We start from the raw sequence: 19,294 nt of genomic DNA on the forward strand, positions 1-19,294 counted from the left end.
GGTCTCCTAATGATGCGATCTGCAACTTTGCTAAAATGCCTGCAAAAACTGCCCACCCTTTGGGACGCAAGCTACACCCTAGCCATCTCCCGATGGGAGAGGGAACAGGAAATGTCTGAAAGCCCTTCTCCTTGGGGAGAAGGGTGGGAATGAGGGTAAATTAGTTGCCCATCCCGTTATTAATTACGCCCATCTAAGATTTGCAATAACTTATCAATTTCTTAATTAAAGTGGCGATTTATTTGAATATTTACACTTTTTCAGGCGAACCCCTGCGAGTTTATGTTGTAATCACGGAATAAACCTGCATCCAAGTTGAGAACTGGAGATTTTTCCCAGGAAAAACTACGGGTTTCTAAGTTGGTGAGGTTTAACAGATGGAACAAATCTCATCTTTGTAAAGAGAATTACAACGCAGATGGATAGTTTGAGTGACGTTTTCCAGAAGGCAGTTTACTTCGGTGTCGGTCTAGCGGCATATACCGCAGAAAAATTTGAAAAGCTGGATGACAGCCTATCCGATCTCAAAGCCCAGGTTGAACAAATCCTGGATGAGTGCATTGAGCGAGGAGAACAGGTTGTCCAGCAAACTCAGCAGTCCACCAGTCCTGGTTGGGAGGTGCTTGGCTTACATCGCCGATTGCTGGAGTTGGTCAATGGCAATGAAGACCTGGCTGTCCGTTTGGTGGAGCAAACTAAAGCCCAAAATCCACATCGCTCGTCTATCTGGGTCTACGAGAAAGTCATCCGAGATCTGGAGCGCGATCGCGCCTAGCATTTAGGCTGAAGTCCTGCTCAGATTATTTCTTGAGAAAGACGCGGGATTAGGGATAGCGTTGAACACTGGAAAGTAAATGTTAATGCTTACCAGGTGCAATTATGGTGACTGACCACAACGAGCAACAAAAGCTTTTATTCAATACGCCGAACCCGGTTGAACTCAAACAAGCCGCCGAAAACGACCCAATCCATGAGGATGAGTCTAGCTACGAAAGCGATGTGATTGAAAAGCCTGATGAAGATGCTGGCAGTGCATTGCAGCTTGGTGCTGAGACAGGTGTAGACACTTCGGGCAGTCAGATTGTGACAGCCAATCTTTCAGGGCACTGAGAAAGGGTGTAGCTTCACCCTTAGGGTTCTCCAATCAAGGTAAAGGCAGCCCAATCGCGGGGATTGGGATATTGCTTTAAGGTCGTTAGCATTGCCTGTCGCAGTGCCTGGGCTTTGTCCCAGCCACGATGGTGGAGATGCTGGTAAAAGGTGGTCATTAGTGAAGCTGTGGGCGTATCGGGCACTGCCCAGAGGGAGACAATTACACTGGAAGCTCCGGCAGTCAATAGGGAGCGAGATAAGCCAATGACTCCATCACCTGTGATCGAACCCCGTCCGGTATCACAGGCACTCAGGACAACTAATTCTGCATTTAGCTTTAAGTCTAAAATCTCACTGGCAGTCAGTAGTCCGTTGTCTTGACCAGAGGGAGCCAGGGCAGCATTTCTGGGGGAAGGAGCTAATGCGATCGCCCCCGGTACTCCTAGCCCTTTGAAGTCATCCAGTAACCCGTGGGTTGCCAGGTGAATAATCTGGGCATTTTCCATCTGCTGCATCACTACGGATTTGGTTGCCTGATTCCCGATCAGCGGTTGGGTATTGAGCAAGGTAGCGATCGCCGTTGCTTCTTGCTCTGCCCCCGGTAATTCCGCAAGCTGTTGCGCGGGTTCTCCGGCTGCTAAGACCACTTTGGGCATGGTGGGATTGCCGACAATGAGAGCAGAGGGGGTGGGGAATGGGGGCTGTTTTTCAGCTTTGATCCGGCGGGTCAGGTCTAAGATTTGGATGGAGGGTGCGATGGAGAGGGTGTGTTGTTCAATTAAGTAGGGTCCCGCTGGAGCTTGCAGGGCGGGAAAGGGGACTAGAAACAACGCATCCTGGGGAATGAAAATGATACGGGCATTGGGGTCTGTGGGCAGCAGATCTGCGATCGGCTGAATCAGCAGTTGGTGGAGTTGCTGCAAAGGTTGATTGGTAAGACTGGCAGGTTCCAGTTTGCTGTTTATGACACCGATGCCGCGCCCACCTGCCCCGATCTGGCTGCGGCTACGGTTCACCAGGCTGCTGAGAGAAGTGTTTTGCTCCTGTAAAAGGTGCAGATCAACCTGACGCAGTGTAATCGTTCCTGTGGGTTGAATGACCCAAATCAAAAGCTGAGATTCTTGAGTCACCTCGCGCCCATTCACTTTTACCTCACCATAGAGGATGGAGTACTCGACCAGAGTGGCATTTTGTTGCTGCGCAATGCGCTGGATTTGCTCAAACGTAGGCGATTTCAAATTCGCGCCAACTGGCTGATTCCCATCTCTACCGGAGGATCGAGTTTGCGGTTTTTCGCCTCCCCTTAAATTTTTGCGCTGGTCAGCCAGCCGGGTTGCTAGTAATTCGACAAAGGCGCGAGTCCGTCCTCGTTCAGCGATTTCCAGGGCGGCATGGGGTTGGTTGCGGTCAACCAGAACTTTTTGCAACAGGCGGTAGGTGTGAGCCTGAAATTCAAAAATAGAAACTTTGCTGGCATCATCGCTGCCCAAGCCTGCCCGCAGAGATTCCCAGACTTCAATGCTCTGGCGTAAATACTTTTCAGCCACAACCAGATCACCCGCATCCAGGAAAACACCGCCCAGATTGCTAAGGACAATTCCTTCTTCTCGGCGGGCACCCATTGTTCTGACAATCTCCAACCCCTGTTGGTAGAACTCTATTGCTTCAGCAACCTGACTTTGAGCGGTGTAAACCTTCCCCAGATTAATCAATGCCTGTGCTTCACCCTGCCGGTCTTTAATGGTACGGGTCAGGGTCAACCGCTTTTGCTGATAATCAATTGCCCTGGTTGCATCGCCCAGTGTTTCATAGAGCAAGCCCAGATTACCCAGGGCAATGCCTTCTCCCTGTCGGTTGCCAATTGTTTTAGCGATCGCCAATGACTGCTGATAGTACTCAACCGCTTTAGCGTAGTCTCCCAGGTCATCGTAGGCGATACCCAGATTGCTCAGGGCACTTCCCTCCCCAGAGCGATCAGAAATTTGGCGGGTAATTTTCAGCTTCTCCTGGGTATATTGCAACCCTTTTATAGGGTTATTCAGTGATAGATAAGCCACGCCTAGATTACCCAGCGTGTTGTGTTCCCCCAGCCGATCGCCCACCTGACGGGCAAGGACTAAACTCTGCTGATAGACTTCAATTGCCTGACCATAAGCCCCTAGAAAGGTCAGGACAGAACCGAGATTGCTTAATGAGGTCTGTTCCAGATAACGGCTTTTGAGAGTACGGGCGATCGCTAAGCTTTGTTCAGCCGCCTCCAGGGCGCGGTCATATTCCCCCATCGTGCGATAGACCAGACTCAAATTGTTGAGTGTTCCCCCCTCCAGGAGGCGGTTTTGGGTTGCTCTGGCAATCTTCAAGCTTTGTTGCAGGTGGACGATCGCCGCCGGATAGTCTGCCTGAGCAAAGTAGGTGGTACCGACCGTCCGCAGCACGGAGCTTTCAAGCTTTGGGTTGTTCAAGTCACGGGCGATGGCCAAGCTCTGTTGTGCCCATTGAATTGACTGGGGATAATCACTCCTAAAATAGAAAAAAGTGGCTAAATCTTCCAGGGAAGATGCCTCTCCAGCCCGGTCTTTCACCTGTTGAGCCAGCGCCAGGTTTTCCTGATAAAACTCCAATGCTCTGGTGACGTTACCCTGAGCTTGAAAAATCGTAGCGATGGACTTGAGTAACCGCCTGACCATGCCGTAATTTTTTATCTGTCGGGCAATCTCAGCACTTTGCTCAAAATAGGCGAGTGCTTTAGCGCTATCTTTTTGCGCCTGATAGACATTGCCTAAATGCTCCAATGCGATTCCCTGACCATAGAGAAATTTTGTTTCTTGAGCAATCTGGAAACTTCGCTGATAGTACTCAATTGCCTGCGGATACTCACCCTGGGCAAAGGCAACACTGCCTAAATTTCCCACTACAGTGCCTTCCCCATACCGATCCTTAAGTTCACGGGCGATCGCCAGACTTTGTTGATAGTGATCTAGCGCTTTGGTAAATTCTCCCAATGACTTGTAGACAATTCCTAAATTACCCAGAGCCGTACTCAGTCCCCGGCGATCGTTGAGTTCGCGGGCGATCGCCAATCGCTGCTGATAAATTTCAATTGCCCTGGCATAATTTTCCAAACTGCTGTGGGCGTTTCCTAAATTGCCTAAAACGCGCCCCTCCAGCAAGCGGTCTTTCAGTTCGCGGGCGATCGCTAAACTTTGTTGATACTGCTCAAGCGCTTGTGGATAATTGCCCCGGTCGGCATAAACAAAACCCATGCTATTGAGGGTGACAGCTTCTAGATGGCGATCCTTCACCTCGCGGGCAATGGTCAGGCTTTGCTCATAGAGGGAACCCGCGCGATCGTAGTCCCCCAGGGTGGCATAGGTCAGTCCCAGCTCCATCAATGCCCCGCCTTCTCCCCGCCTATTCCCCATCTCGCGATAAATCACCAATGCCTGCTGATACAGCTTCGCTGCCGCTTCGTACTGCCCCTGATCAAACTGTTCCACCCCTTGCCGTAAGAGAGCTTCCGCCTCTGTTTTGCGCTCGGTTGTTGTTTGTGCCGCTGCTGGAGAAAGAACAAAGTTGCCGGTGGCAGGCGTTAAACCAGCAAGGGCAGCGATCGCTAGAACCGAAGACACCAGGCAACAGTTGACGCTCAAGACACTCTTCTGAATAGTCATGGGTGAAGTCATGGGTGGAACGACTAGTAATTACAGATTGCCCAGAAATGATTCCAGCTTGAATAGGTGTCAGATGTCAGGTGTCAGGAAACTGTAGCCCTTAGTCTCCCCTTATGAACAAAGCTGTATAGCCTTCATCCACTATCCGTAAACTTCAAAACTCTAAACTTATACCGATTTAAACGGATTTGTGGGCACATCAAAGTTCAGGAGGGACTTGGCACTGCCAAGCCTGTACCGGGATCTGTGTGGTTGCAATTCAAATTGGTATTAAAACTCTCAACTTAAACCTCCTTAAAAAAAAGGATGAGCAGCCTTCGCCACCCATCCTTAACAAGGGGATTTGCTGATTTACGTTCCCAAAAAGGCTAAGAGAAAGGTCCGTTGACGGAGGGTTGGGGTGGCAAAGAGACGATTTCTCGCTTCATGGCTGCCCGCCGCAGAATTACAGAATACTGTCTGGAAATGACTTCAGGGGTGAAGTGTGCCTCCAGATAGCGACGACCTGTATTGCCTATCTCTGTAACCAGATCAGGGTTTGTTGCCAGACGGTGAATAAATTCAGCCAGTCCTTGCCCATCACCGTTGTCGAAGGATGCGCCGCATTTGGCATCGGCAATCAGTTGACGCAGGTAAGAAGACCGCTCACAGATGGTTGCGATCGGTCTGCCGGATGCAAGCGCAGAGTAGAACTTGCTGGGAGCAACCAAACCCTCTATCCCAGGGCTAATGCTGACCAGGGATAGATCGCAGGCTGTAAGGGAATAGGGCAGAGCCGCTTTATCCTGATAAGGTAGAAATAGGCAGTTGTCTAGCCCTAACCGTTTGACTTTGTCAATGCATGATTCATGTTTTGCGCCATTGCCGATGAACACAAACTGGATCGGTTCAGCGCGAAGCTCAACCGCTGCTTCCAAGATCGTGTCAATGTCATGGCAGCGACCCATATTGCCGGAGTAAAGGACGGTAAACTTGTCAGCTAAATGATGCTTAAGTGCAAACCAGTTGCGCTCCTTTGGCATCGGCACAATCCAGTTGGGGTTTGCCCAACTATGAATTACCGAAATCTTGTCAGCAACTTCTGGACATTTGGCAATAATCCGTTCCCGCATGGAGGAACTTAAAACAATCACACCCTCAGCTTTTCTCCAGACACAGCGATTGATGAAATCCCAGGCTTTAGCCATCCAGTGGTTTTCAGAGACCACGTTTAGCCCAACGGCTACATCGGGGTAGAGGTCATAAAGCAAACAGATGTAGGGAACACCAAAGAGCAGGTGGGCAAGATAGCCTAAAATGGGTAGAAACGGAGGTGCTGTGGTCAGCAGCAGGACATCCCCGTGGTTTTTGGGTTTTAGCAGGTGTAAGGCAGAGCGAAGGGCAAACATTAGCCCATTAATGGCTTTTCCCCGGATCTGGTTGGGAAAAAGTCTGGCGGTGCGCGATCGCCGAATGTGTAGTAAATCAGACTCCTCTTTAACCGGCGCAGATGCTTTGCTAAATGCGTATCCTGGCTGTCCAGTAAAGACTTTCACCTGCATACCCTGATTCTTAAGGTGATTTGCCAGTTCTTCAATTAGTTGACCGGTTGCAGCAAAGTCAGGTGGATAGAACTGCGTGAAGATGGAAAGCCGGAAAACCTTTTCCGGTTGTTTTTGAACTGTCTGACAGTTTGTCGGTGAAGACCCTGATTTAGTTAAATCCAGCGTTTTCGGTGCGGATTTCTTCACCATTGCAAACTCCTTGAACCTTTGCTGTGACATGTTCAGGGAGCATTCAGGTTTGCAGAAGCGCCTTTCCAGTGCCGAGTCAGACGAACCGAGTCAGGCAAGTATGGAAAAGGCTAAGTGCCAGGTAGTGGCTACTCTGCAATCTTGAATACTCACTATCTTCACAACTTTACGGAGGGTTCAACGAGTATCCGGAGAAGAGCTATTCAGAATGACCATAATCTTTCATTTGTGAACTTTTTGTAAAGCCTTTGTTTGGTGGGGAACTTGGCTGTTATTTAGGTACTTTGAAACAATGCTTGAAACCTATATGTACGAGAATTTTCGGAATTCGTATTTGTGATTTAATCGCTTTTCTAACCTGGCTGAAATAGGTTCATAAAAACCATTAGGTAACACTTAAACAACCAAATTGTAGAGTAAGTAGTTTCTCGCATCTACCTAAAGTGGTACATTTAAGCAAATAAAAATATCCAGGTAATTCTGGCGGTTGTGGAGCAAAGTATACAGATTTTGAGCGTTATATAGTGCCATTTTCGTATACCGTACATTGTTTCAAATAATACGTGAAGTTACCGGGTAACCATACTAAATGGCTACCCAGTACAACTACTCAGTACCAGAGTCTTCAGGGCACCCCTGCCTCTGTCAGAATAAGATTCCATAAATGCTTTCTAGAGATGGTAAAAAATCGCTCAAATTTTCGACAATAGGGAGTATTCGTTTGTTATACAGTCGGGCAATTGCACAAACCCAGGGAGAGGCAAGGTGAAAAAAAATTCCATTCGGCTGCTGTCGTTTGCTGGTTTTGCGTTGATGGCGATCGCGCCAGGAGTGAGCGTTTTGCTGCAAATGTCCCAGGTATCTGCCCAGAGTGATAGCTGCTACATGGTAACGTCTTCAGGGCGAGTGGTAGGTCTCGATAAGTTATGTAGTGGGGGTACTCCACCGGCACGCAGCAATCCCACGACTAGGAATGCCCCCACCAGTGCCCCTGCTGGGAACATGTTTCAAGCAAAAATCAAGTACCGTATGGGCAAAACCCCGGTCATTGATGTGACCTTCAACAGCAATCAGACCTTTGAAATGATTGTCGATACGGGGGCAGATGGCACCTTAATTACCCGTCGGATGGCAAGCGCTTTGAAACTCCCAATTACGGGTGCTGGCGAGTTTGAAATGGCAGATGGCAGGGTGGTCGTGATGCCGCTGGCGCAGGTGCGTTCCATGTCAGTCAGTGGGGCTGAAGTTAGAAATGTCCAGGTTGCGATCGCTGAAAAAACGGATATCGGTCTTCTAGGGCATGACTTCTTTGACAATTACGATGTCAAGATCAAGCAGCATGTTGTGGAGTTTTATCGGCGTTGAGACTTCTGACTTTCCCATCAAGCGATCGCCTGGTTCTCTTGATGAGAAACTGCGACGACTGAAGGTTTTGGTGGATCATTGGGTTGTTTTGTGGGCCAATTTGACCCGATTGGTACCTGGCGAGTTTGAATGAACGCTTGCCCCTCCGTGGTACGGAGGGAAAACTGACGAGTTTCTACTGCCATATCTTTTCTGATGCCGTTGACCTCTCCTGGGTGCTGAACCGATAGAAATAAGGTTTTTGCATCGGGGGTAAAGCAGGGTCCGGTGGTTTCGCAGTCCATTGGACCTATGCCAAACAAAAATGACTGTCCTGCTGCTTCGCCTGAGAGTGGCATATACCAGATGGAGTTGTTGCCAAAGATGCCCCGTAGATGGGACTGGCTAATCACTCTTCCATTTGGTTCAACTCGTTTGTCGGGAACTGCCCGGTTCATCGTGCCAGAGGACATGTCGGTGACCATCCAGAGGTTGCCGTTGGGGTCAAATGCCAGATTATCAGGATTGGCAAACCCCGCCCCGCCGCTGGCAGGTTCGCCGCCTGTGGCAATCATTTCCCAACGGAAGGAGCGAGCGGTTGGCTCGTTGTTATCTTCCGTTAGCCGCATGATCCAACCAAATTCGTAGGCGGAACTGCCGTCCGGTCCTTTGAAAATGCGCATATCGGGGCTACCAGTTTCTTTACCGATACTGCCTGAGGTAAAGGCAATCAGCAAGGAACCATCGGCTCCTACAACTGTGTCTTCGGGGCGAGCCGTGCAGGTAGCACCGACTGCATTTGCCGCATAGTGAGCATCAATTAAGATTGCTCCCTGTTTTTCCTGGGCACTGCCGGTATAGAGTTCACCCAGGGTTTTGAATTTTTGCTTAAATGCTTCGATTTGCTTATCATCCTCTGCTTTAAGGATGCCGCCCTCTGGACGTTTAGGCAGGGGCAGCATGACTCCGCTGAGGAAGGTGGGTGGAATGGGATTTACCGGGGTACTGACTGTCAGGGGAATCCAGCTTCCGGTACCATCGGGATTCAATTGAGCCGCGTAAAGCATCCCCTCGGACAGCAGTTTAGAGTTGGTTTTGTCTGTAGGATCGATGACTGGATTTTGGCTGACAAATTTGTAGAGGTGTCCGCCCTGGCGATCGCACCCGGAATAGAACGCCAACGGTTTGCCTGCCACTACCCGAATCCCAACGGCTTCGTGGCGGTAGCGCCCCAGCCAGGTATGTTTTGTGCCGTTGTCCTGTGGGTCTGCCGGGTCAAATTCCACAATCCAACCGTATTTGTTCCCTGCCAGCCCAAAAACGTTACCCAGTCCGCCTAACTCTTCGCTGGTAATGGTAAATGGACGCTCTTTGGGGTCAAAGGAGGTGCCATCTGGATAAACCAGTTCGGGCACCTGCCCTTGAAAATTTTCTTCCGCACTCAACACCGTTCCCCAGGGAGTGGTGCCCCCAGCGCAATTTTGAAAGGTGCCAATAATCCTGTCACCCAGCTTGTCAATATAGCCTTTCCCACTGGTTTTGCGGAAGACTGCAACAGCGGGACCTGTTGACTTTAAATAGCGTTCATCGGTTAAACCGGAAATGCCCGTGATGCGGCGATCGCGGAGGGAGTAGGTTCGCTTCCAAGCGCCGCTGGGTTCTCGACGAATCGAAATCACGCCAACACCCTGGTCAATTAGTGCCTCTCGGCAAATTATCTCGACCTGTGCCTTGAGTGGATCCCGCTCATCCAATGCATGGGCATTTAAGCCGGGAGGCTGATTTCCCTTGGTTGTTTTTTTCGCGGCTTCAACGGCTTTCTGCACTTCTGCTATTGGCAAAGCCTTACCAATCACCGTTGGATAAGTCTGGAGCCAGGGGATGGCACTGATGTACTCAAAATTGATTGCCAGTAACCCTTCCCCCTTTTCCGTTTCGATGAAGGAAAGGTAGTCATTGTTGTAGCCAAAGCGCGAATTGCCGACACTATCGCCCCAGGAAGCGATGACATGGTAGGTGTACCCTTCTGGCAGTACCAGGTCATCCAGTACTTCGTAGGTGCTGAAATTTGTGACCTGTTCGGCAGCGGCCACATCATTGGTTGAAAGCGGAATTGGAGATTTAATCGGTTGAAATGCCAGTTTAATGACGCGATCGCTCGGTGGCTGCTGTCCTGTTTGTTGAAATACACCACACGCGGTTGTGCCAAGGGTTGCGCCTAAAAACAGGAGGAAATGTCTGCGATTGAGGGTCATTTGTAGCAGGTGTTGGGGTTAGCGGTGAAAGGCTGGTGTATTCAGATGGTATGCTTTGTGTCCTAACCCTGATGGCTACGGTTATACATCATCTGAAAGTCTTTATGCATAGGCTTTTCAGCAGATGCTTTTTCCACGACTTTAGCTCGACTGGATTAAGGAATCATGATCCAGTGGTTAAGAGAAGTTCACAATAGACGGGTTTATTCAGACTTCAGCAACATTATTTTTAGACGTATTATTTTCGGTCATATTACTTTCAGTCGCATTTTTCAGATCTCTGGGTTTTGGGTGGGAGACCCTGAAGGAGGTATGGGAAATTCTACTGTGAAGGTTGTATGGCCTGCTGCACTGGAAACTGACAGGGTGGCACCTAAATGGTTGGTTAATTTTCTGATCAGCGCTAATCCTAAGCCCGTGCCGCCATGTTTCCAGCGATCGCTCTTGGGAATCCGGTAAAACGGTTCAAACACTCGTTCCTGCTCTTCTAAGGGAATTTCCACCCCAGAGTTAGTCACACAAATCTGGATGGAGGCGGCAGTGGAGGATGCTGACACCAGAATGGCTCCACCAGGAGGCGTATACTTACAGGCGTTATTCAACAACTCTGACATAATGCGGGTGACGCTATGCAGATCAGAAAGCAGGGGCGGAAGGGTTGGAGCAGTCGTGACCTGAAGCGTTTGTTGATTCGTTTCGGAGCGTTTCTGAAATCGCTCAATCAGTTGAGGAAGCCAATCTTGCAGATGAATGGGAATCAGATCCAGGGGGTAGGAATCTGCCTCAATTGCCCGCATATCCAGTAAATCGTTGACCAGATTCAACTCCTGGTCGCACTGCTCGTGCAAGACTTTAAGGTAGCGAGCCACCGACTGCGGATCTGAATGGATCTCGGATTCCATGCCTGTTGGCTGATTTAGGATGGTTTCCAGCAGGTGAACCGCCATTTTAATATTTGACAAGGGTGTGCGCAGTTCATGGGATGTGGTTGCCAGGAAGTCATCTTTCAATTGGTTGAGGCGTTCAAGTTCAGCAATTTGAGTTTCCTGCTGGTGACTGCGCTCCAGGGCAAGGTTGCGTTCTTCCACCAGTCGCCGTTGGGTATCATCTCGAAACACCATAACAGCCCCCGTGACGTTGCCTCGGGGGTCTCTCAAGGGAGTGGCGCTGTCGGCAATGGGAATCAGCGTGCCGTCTCTGGTGACAAGTAGGAGGCTATCTCTGATATAAACTGTGGTTTCTTGCTGAAGGGCAGTCACAATCGGATTTTCTACGGGAAGCCGGGTTTGCTCATCCACCAGGTTAAACACATTGATTAGAGGTCGATCGATGGCTGCGGCTAAATGCCACCCGGTCAATGTTTCAGCCACCCGGTTGAGGTATTTAACCTGTAACTTTGGATCAACGACCATCACCCCGTCTCCCATCCCTCGCAGCACTGTACTCAAAAATTGCTCTCGTTCACAGCGCCTGACGGCAGTTTGAATGGCAACATAAAGTTCCTGTTCATTCACAGGTTTCAGAATGTAGCCAAATGGAAGGGTTTGGGATGCCCGCTCTACCGTACTTTTGTCAGAATGCCCAGTGAGATAAATAACGGGAATTTGCAGGTTGTTCCAGATGTGCTCGGCTGCCTGAATGCCATCGGCTTCACCCCGCAACCGGATATCCATCAAAACCAGATCAGGCTGAAGCTGAAGCGCTTTTGCGATCGCGGCTTCCGCTGAGTCGGCAATCCCTACCACCCCATAGCCAAGAAACTCCAGGCTTTCTTGCAGATTAAGAGCCAGAATGTACTCATCCTCGACAACTAGAATCTGAGTGGTTGAGTCAGTCGAGTCTGCTGGGGAACTAAACATGATCAGGGAATTATTTTCGAGTGCCATTTTTATGGTTACCTAATATTTCCAGAAAAACAAACTCTAAACTCAGTGCCCTGGTCACGGTTGATGGCGATCGTTCCCCTTAATTGTTGGATCAAGCCCTGAATTAAAGTCATGCCCAATGTTCGAGTTGTGGTGATGTCAAAGTCTGGTGGAAGCCCACTGCCATTGTCTTGGACCAGAAGCGTGATCGCGTTTTCTCCTTCCTGGTAGAGCCTGACCCGAATTTGCCCCCCCCGCTCGTTAGGAAAGGCGTACTTTAGCGCATTCGAAATCAGTTCATTGATAATTAAGCCGCAGGGAATGGCAGTTTCAATATCCAGGCAAACCTCATCCACTTGAGTCAAGAGTTGAATCTGGCGCGAACGAATATTGTAAGACGAAAATAAATGGGCAGTCAGGTCAGCAATGTATTGGGCAAAGTTCACATTTGCCAGGTCTTCAGAGCGGTAGAGTTTTTCGTGGACGAGGGCGATCGAGGCAATACGGTTCTGGCTATCGCGCAAAATGGCTACTGCCTCAGCATCCTGGGTGCGTCTGAGTTGCATCTGAAGCAAACTGCTGACAATTCCTAAATTGTTTTTGACCCGGTGGTGAATTTCCTGAAGTAGGACTTCCTTCTCCTTGAGGGAAGCGTTGATTCGCTCTTCTGCTTGCTTGCTCTCAGTAATATCTTGCTGGATGACCACGAACACGGTGCCATGTTCGGGATGTTCAAAGGTGGAGGCGGTTGCTCGACACCAGAAGGGAGTACCATCTTTCTTAAGATTGTGAACTTCATAGGTGGCTTCCCCTTTAGTCAATATGGTTTGCATGATGATCTGGGCGACTTCGCCAGCAGTGGTGTGTTCATCCTGGTAGTTGACAATCTCAACGTTTTTGCCTGCAAGCTCACCAGGGTCATAGCCAAACATCTGATCAAATTTGGGATTCGTATAAACGATCACCCCATCTGCTGCCCCCACCAGGCAGATGCCTTCTGCCATACTGCGAGTGACGATAGCCTGTAGTTCCAGTTCTTTTTCGGCGCGTTTGCGATCGGTGATGTCCCGCACAATTACCAGCACTTCAGCTTCGCCACAGACCACGATTCGTACTTCTTCGACTCGATTTTTGCCCGCAACCATGATTTCCTGCTCATACACCTGAAGCTTGCTGGTTTGCACCGCTTGCTGCACATAGTCCATCCGCTGGTTTGCCAGATGGTGGGGGAGTGCGTTATACACCGTAACGCCTTCATAAACGTCATAGCGCCGATAAACCTGAAAGCCACTGTTGTTATGAAAATCCAGATACGTGCCGTCTGTGCGCATCCGGATCAGCAAGTCGGGTAAGGCATTAATTAAAGCGCGGCTTCTGGCTTCACTCTGCCGCAACGCTTCTTCAGCACGTTTACGCACATCAATATCCCGATGGGTGCCCAGCATTCGCAAGGGATTGCCTTGCTCGTCTCGGACAACGACTTTGCCGTAATCGGCGACCCATTTCCAGGTGCCCAGTTTGGTTCGCAACCGGTAATCAAACTGATAGGGTACCGTGCTATTCTGCAAGTGCTTTGCCAGAATCTCCCTGACCCAGCCCATGTCGTCCGGGTGTACCAACTGTTCCCAGGTGCTGAAATCTTGGGGCAACTCATCGGCAGCATAGCCTAACATTTCCAACCAGAGAGGACTGTAATAGACGGTGCCCGTAGTGATGTGCCAATCCCACAACCCGTCACCAGAGGCTTCAAATGCCAGTTGCGATCGCTCCTCGCTCTCCCGCAGGGATGCCTCTGCCTGTTTGCGATCGCTGATGTCGCTGCTAACGCCAGTGACTATCCAACTATTGGTCGCTTCATCGTGGCGCGAGGTATAGGTGCCAGAGATCCAGCGGAGGGAACCATCTTTGTGACGAAAGCGATATTCAACCGTTGTGGTGCGTCGAGCAAAAATCGCTTCAAACAGCGGCATCATGACGGTTTCCAAGTCCTCTGGAACCACTTGCGATAACCAAAAGGTTTGATCGCCTAAAATTTCTTCTGCCTGATAGCCAAACAGCGTTTCACAACCCGGCGATTGGTATTCATACTTCCAGGCTCGATCAGGAAATACACGGAAGCGCACAATTGAAGAGGCGATCGCACTGTTGAAAATATCTTGGAGAACGGTTTGGGTTTCTGCCAGTTCTGCGGTGCGCTCTGCCACCCCCTTTGCCAGTGATCGATTCAACTGCTTTAACGCTTTTTCAGCCCGCTGCCGCTGGGAATCGGTGCGATTGAGCGATCGGGCAGTCCACCAGATCAGCACCGAAAAGCTAATGGTGAGGAGAAAAATGCGGTAGGCATGGGTCAGTGCAGGGTCATGCCATATCCGTTGCTCACCCTGCAACATCAGCCAGCTCAGTAGAAGTGGGTAGAGTAGCATCCAGGGCAGCAGTCGCCGCGCCATTGCCCCTCCCAGCAGGGGACTGCTCACCGTTTGCATCAGCCCCCGTCGTGGTCGAGTCCACAGTAGTCCCAGGCTCAGCACCAGAAATGTGACCACTGTGCTAAAGGCAACTCCTGTAGAAGGCACGTCAAACGTATAAAGAACGCTGATTTCAAACAAATACCCGACGAGTGGCACCAACGCAATCAAACCAATCAGAAAGCTCAATAGTTGAGCCAACCAATCACTCTGCCGTCGATTTTGCCTGAATAGTATCAGGGTAACTCCAATCAGCATCATATTCAGGGCTGATGTTTCTCCCATTCTGCCTGGGTAAGGTGTGCTGATGGCGGCTACCCGATCTCGAAATAACCACTGATCAATGCCAAGATTCCAGCCAAAGAAGTACTCGCTGAGGGTGAGAGTACCGATAAGGGTAATGAACCCTGCCCCCACTAGGGGTAAAATCTTCAGCCCATGTCTGAGATTTGAATTTTGCGCCTGAGGTTTAATCTGCAATGCAGCCAGAGAAATTCCTGCAATGACAAAGCACAGTGCTGTGTTCCCCTTCATCGTAAAAGGACTGACCAGAAGCCCATGTTTCAACAGTTCAATCTCAAACTGCCAGCCAACCAGAACCATTACCCCCATCAGCATGACGAAGGAGATCGCCGCTTGAACAACTCGCTTACTCATGGCACTTTTCTAAGATTCTGGGAATGGGCAATGGGCAAAAGCACCTAACATCTAACATCTGACACCATTCGGCTCAGCGCTCATGTCAAAGACTGACACCCACACCTCCCATCTCTATAAACTACTGAGAGATTATGAGGATCTGATGAGGCGATCGATAGCCAATCAAGCAATCTTCCTCACACTTGACTGGGCTTCCCGGCGCAGACCAGCGGCAATTTTAAACAGTTCTTGCCCCGTGTGGAGATAATACTCATCGTAGTTGAGAGTATAAAACTCAAACTGCTCAATCCCATCATTCACCTGATTCAGGCAGTGGTAAAGACTGGCAGCCGCGCCAGCCACATTGGGTGGGTTCGGTAAAGACCGAAAAATGGCTTCAGCCCGACTCAGGCGATCGCGGCAGTCTTCCAGATAGTTCTGAAAGTCTTCCATCAGTTCGTCATCAAACGGATCGGCTGAGAGATCATCAATCTGCTCCCGTATCGGTTTCAAAATCTGCTGAATAATGCGACTGACCGGAGTATAAACCCGATTTAACCATAGCTGTAACTGTTCGTCTGCTTGCCGAGCAGCGCGTTGTTGCCGGTAACGTGCCTGGGCAGCAGCCGTTCGCTGTTCGCGGCTAGACTCATCCACCGTAAACCCAGCAGACTCTAGCTGAGAATGGTACTGACGCTGATGGTCGTAGGAGCGACGACTGTCTGGGTCGCCCAACACTTCGTAAGCCGCATTGACCTTTGCGATCTTTTCGTGATTAGAAGTTTCCCGATTGCTATCAGGATGAAATTGCTTCGCCAAACGCCGATACGCCCTTTTAATTTCTTCCTGGGTCGCCGTTGGTTTGACATTGAGAGTGCGGTAATGATCAAAAATAGCCATAGGGCTATCTTACCGCTCGCAGGAAAGAGGAAAAAGACTTGAACATGAGTAAGTTCACGACCTGAGCGGCTTTAGAGGCTGGGCATTGATCGCCGAAGCCCTGGTTTGCAGAGAACCCCCCATGAACTTTTGCAGTTCTACCTGAAGGTCATCTCGTTTATAAAGCCCTTCTAGCCGATGGATGACCTTACCTCCTTGAAAAAACAAAATGGTTGGCAAGGTGGTAATCCGATAATGGCTTGATAGCTTCAAATTTTCATCCGCATTGATTCCAATAAATTTGAAACCCTTGTTCCACTCAGATTGAAACCGGAGCAAGAGTGGCTCAATCATGCGGCAGGGACCGCACCAAGGAGCACCAAAATGAACCAGAACCGGAGTTGTAGATTCTAAAACTTCTTGTTCAAATGTTTGTTCACCCATTGAGATCACAAGTTTCCTTTCTATAACTCTGATTTTTATATCTCTTTAGGGATCATCCTACCAGGGTATGCTTCCAGTTGCACGAATCAGCACAGGATGTGCCCACCAAATCAGTAATATAAAGGCGACAATTCCCAGGTAAGCAGGTCGAAGAAATTCGAGCAGGCTGAAGGATTGTTTGCCCTGAACGATCGCCAGAAATGGAATCACGGATGTCCTGGCTTTTACCGCTTCAAACGCTGCACCATAACGAGCCAGGAGACGGCGATCGCCATGCCAGACCCCAAACACATGGTGCAACACTAGCCCCATTGAGGTGATCACCATAAAGGATGTCCCCAGCCACAGGGTATGGGCAATACACCAGATGATTTGTCCCACCATTTGGGGATGCCGGGTAATCCGAATAATGCCGGCCTCAAACAGATGCACCTGGGGCTTCTGAACTGCGGCAATTTCCAGCAGGTTAAACGTTGCCGGGTAGAGAAACAGAAATGAGAGGGCAGATAGCACCCAAACAGTGGTCTGCACCCCGGCAACTCCCTGCACCTGCCACAATTGGAGTCCGTCATAGCGGTGGTTAAAGAAATAGATGATCAGTACCGTTGCCAGAGGGAGACTGACGAGCGCAAACAGCACCCGATACAAACGGGGACCCATCAATTTTTCACCCCGATCGCGTAGGGCAGCCAGTCCACTGTGAGCGATCGCAAAAGTCATCAACAGCCCAAGCATAATCAAGTGGCTGGGCGTTAACCAGTTGGGCATAGGGTATAGAGATAGGGTACAGGGAATGGTGGGAGGAAGGGAAGGAGGAGTTTTTAGTTGAAAGTTGAGAGTTTTTAAGGGGAAGAAAGGGGTGATTGGTCATTGGTCATTGGTCATTTTCAACTCAAACCGCAAACTTCCCTTCTAAAACATAAACTCTAAATCTAGCTGGCGTAGATCCACAGTGTACAGGCTTCCCTGTCCATTTTCCCAGGTGGAGATTAATAGACCGTAGGGGTTGAGGGGCGCGATCGCGACCGGGTTGGGGGGACCCTGAATCCGTCCTACTGGTTGACCATATTTGTCTAGCAGGACAATCTGTCCATCAGTCGCTATCAAAATATAGCCCCAGTCGTTTGCCGCTGCCAGAATCGGAGAAATTTCCAGTCCGATACGTGAAATCCGGAGTGGTTTCAGGTCAATCAGCAAAACGGTATTAGGATGTCCTGGCTCTAGCCCAAGCAATCGGTAAGGGGTTGGGCTGGCTAGTAAATGATGCAAAGGAACCGGCAGTTTTAGAGACCCAACCGCATTACCCCGGCGGGTAAATACTTCAGCCAAAGCACCCGTAATACAGGTGTTACTCGCCGGATCTACAGTATGGGAAAACAAAGCGATATGGCGTGAATCCAGTGCCATCAGTTGAAAGAGATGGCTGGAAGGGCAGGTGATGGTCTTAACCAGATGCATTCGAGTCAGGTGCCAGAAGCTTAACTCTATGACCCCTTGGGTGGGTTCTAAGGGCACCGTTGCCATCCACTGACCCTTGGGGTCGATCGCCACAGCAAAGTCTTTGCGAAAATCAGCGATTAAATGAGGCACTAAATGTTGACTTGGGAATCGATTTCCCCCTCCTTGCTGTAGGTGTTTTTGCCCATGCTGGGCAACCTGCGACTGCAATAGCCCCGCCGGGAGCCAATAAACAGAACGCTGGGTCACTGCAAAACATCCCTGGGAACGCACCACCAACTGCTGCACCTTATCCGGTAAGCGAATCGTCGTCAGGAAGATGTCATCGTCCTGATGGCTATCAGGCTGCAAGATCCCCTCTGGATAGCTCTGATACCCGACATAACTGCCAAAAACTCGGTAGATGCGATCGCTCTCATTTTCTCTTTCACCTGTTTGAAGATCGATCAGGTCATCCTGGTTGGGGTTGCTGAACTCAGTCTCCCGTTCTGGTTGAGCTGATCGCAGTTTTACGACTAACTGCTTCACGTTAGCCTGCAAAGTTTCCTGGCGCAGGGGTTTAAATGCACAGATGGGTAGATGAATCGTTGACTGCAAGAGGCTGATGCGCGCCCACTCTTGGCTGAATTCAGATTTCAAATTCGTGGCGGCTGATTCAACTGCCGTCAACATCTCTATAGCAGAATGAAATCGACGGGCAGGCAATTTTTGTAGTGCGGTGAAAATTATCCTTTGCAGAGCAGGTGGAATGGTTTCAGGAATTTTGACGGGTTGGTTTAAGTGTGCCGACATCAGCTCCGCCGGTTGCCCTGAAAAGGGGCGATCGCCCGTCAGCAACTCAAACAGCAAGATACCCACTGCATAAAGATCGGAGGATTGGGAATACTGACCATAAAACCGTTCAGGAGCCATATAGGCAGGGGAACCGGTATTACCCGTACCATCCTTGGAAATTTCCTGACTCAAGCGGGCAATCCCAAAATCAGAGATCCGAGCGGTCCATCCGTCTGGTTGTACCGTCAATAAAATATTCTCTGGTTTTATATCGCAATGAATAATTCCCCTACTATGGGCATGGTCTAATCCTGCCAGCACGTCCCCAACTAACTTTAGGCAATGGGCAGGGTGCAGTCGAACGTCTTCCTCCATCAAGCTGCGCAGGGTTCCACCTTCACAGTAATCCATGACTAAATAGCGCCCAGTGCGCGTATGCTCCAGGGCGCGACAGTTAACAATATTGGGATGCTGTAAGCTCAACAAAAAGCGCAGTTCGCGCAGGAACTTATGAGTTGGAAACCGTTCTTTGCCTAGCTCTTTAAGGGCAACAAGATGACCTGTTCTACGGTGACTGGCACAATAAACCCGCCCGAATTGTCCTTGTCCGACCAGCCCCAGAAGCCGATACTTGGAGCTTTTCAGCTCTTTTACAAGGAGGTTTGACACATCATT

12 protein-coding genes are annotated in these 19,294 nt (G+C 49.8%); 3 read left to right on the top strand and 9 right to left on the bottom strand.

Annotated elements, in window-relative coordinates; genetic code table 11:
- The first annotated feature begins 427 nt into the window (after window positions 1-427).
- Both AC1S52_RS15255 and AC1S52_RS15260 read left to right on the top strand, forming a co-directional pair.
- A complete protein-coding gene (locus AC1S52_RS15255; protein ID WP_482029880.1) occupies window positions 428-775 on the top strand; it encodes a hypothetical protein in 348 nt (115 codons plus the stop codon).
- A gap of 104 nt (window positions 776-879) precedes the next feature.
- Window positions 880-1,110: a hypothetical protein gene (locus AC1S52_RS15260; protein ID WP_482029881.1), complete on the top strand. Its 231-nt coding sequence runs from the start codon at window positions 880-882 to the stop codon at window positions 1,108-1,110.
- 20 nt (window positions 1,111-1,130) lie between these two features.
- Here AC1S52_RS15260 and AC1S52_RS15265 read toward each other — a convergent pair whose 3' ends face one another.
- Both AC1S52_RS15265 and AC1S52_RS15270 read right to left on the bottom strand, forming a co-directional pair.
- The gene (locus tag AC1S52_RS15265) at window positions 1,131-4,763 is read right to left on the bottom strand and encodes a tetratricopeptide repeat protein (protein WP_482029882.1); all 3,633 of its coding nucleotides are present in this window, start codon (window positions 4,761-4,763) and stop codon (window positions 1,131-1,133) included.
- 368 nt (window positions 4,764-5,131) lie between these two features.
- Window positions 5,132-6,496 (bottom strand): glycosyltransferase family 4 protein, encoded by a 1,365-nt coding sequence (locus AC1S52_RS15270; RefSeq protein WP_482029883.1) that lies wholly within the window; start codon window positions 6,494-6,496, stop codon window positions 5,132-5,134.
- Between the two features lie 765 nt (window positions 6,497-7,261).
- On the opposite strand from AC1S52_RS15270, the gene AC1S52_RS15275 reads away from it, so the two are divergent.
- The gene (locus AC1S52_RS15275; RefSeq protein WP_482029884.1) at window positions 7,262-7,861 is read left to right on the top strand and encodes a retropepsin-like aspartic protease family protein; all 600 of its coding nucleotides are present in this window, start codon (window positions 7,262-7,264) and stop codon (window positions 7,859-7,861) included.
- A 17-nt stretch (window positions 7,862-7,878) separates the two neighbouring features.
- Here the strand turns inward: AC1S52_RS15275 and AC1S52_RS15280 are convergent, their stop codons facing one another.
- The 7 genes from AC1S52_RS15280 to AC1S52_RS15310 form a co-directional block, all read right to left on the bottom strand.
- Window positions 7,879-10,095, bottom strand: a complete 2,217-nt coding sequence (locus tag AC1S52_RS15280) for a PhoX family protein (protein ID WP_482029885.1) — start codon at window positions 10,093-10,095, stop codon at window positions 7,879-7,881.
- A 272-nt stretch (window positions 10,096-10,367) separates the two neighbouring features.
- Entirely contained in the window at window positions 10,368-11,981 is a 1,614-nt protein-coding gene (locus AC1S52_RS15285; RefSeq protein WP_482029886.1) for a hybrid sensor histidine kinase/response regulator, read from the bottom strand.
- Between the two features lie 8 nt (window positions 11,982-11,989).
- Window positions 11,990-15,082 carry a PAS domain-containing protein gene (locus tag AC1S52_RS15290; RefSeq protein ID WP_482029887.1) on the bottom strand — a complete coding sequence of 1,031 codons (3,093 nt, stop codon included), beginning with the start codon at window positions 15,080-15,082 and terminating at the stop codon, window positions 11,990-11,992.
- 165 nt (window positions 15,083-15,247) lie between these two features.
- Window positions 15,248-15,964 (bottom strand): J domain-containing protein, encoded by a 717-nt coding sequence (locus AC1S52_RS15295; RefSeq protein ID WP_482029888.1) that lies wholly within the window; start codon window positions 15,962-15,964, stop codon window positions 15,248-15,250.
- 54 nt (window positions 15,965-16,018) lie between these two features.
- Complete coding sequence (locus AC1S52_RS15300) at window positions 16,019-16,387, bottom strand: thioredoxin family protein (RefSeq protein WP_482029889.1); 369 nt, start codon at window positions 16,385-16,387, stop codon at window positions 16,019-16,021.
- A 57-nt stretch (window positions 16,388-16,444) separates the two neighbouring features.
- Window positions 16,445-17,155, bottom strand: a complete 711-nt coding sequence (locus AC1S52_RS15305; RefSeq protein ID WP_482029890.1) for an NnrU family protein — start codon at window positions 17,153-17,155, stop codon at window positions 16,445-16,447.
- Window positions 17,156-17,299: 144 nt separating this feature from the next.
- Window positions 17,300-19,288 carry a serine/threonine-protein kinase gene (locus AC1S52_RS15310; protein WP_482029891.1) on the bottom strand — a complete coding sequence of 663 codons (1,989 nt, stop codon included), beginning with the start codon at window positions 19,286-19,288 and terminating at the stop codon, window positions 17,300-17,302.
- Window positions 19,289-19,294 lie beyond the last annotated feature (6 nt).

Source organism: Kovacikia sp. CALU 1929 (assembly GCF_056784235.1).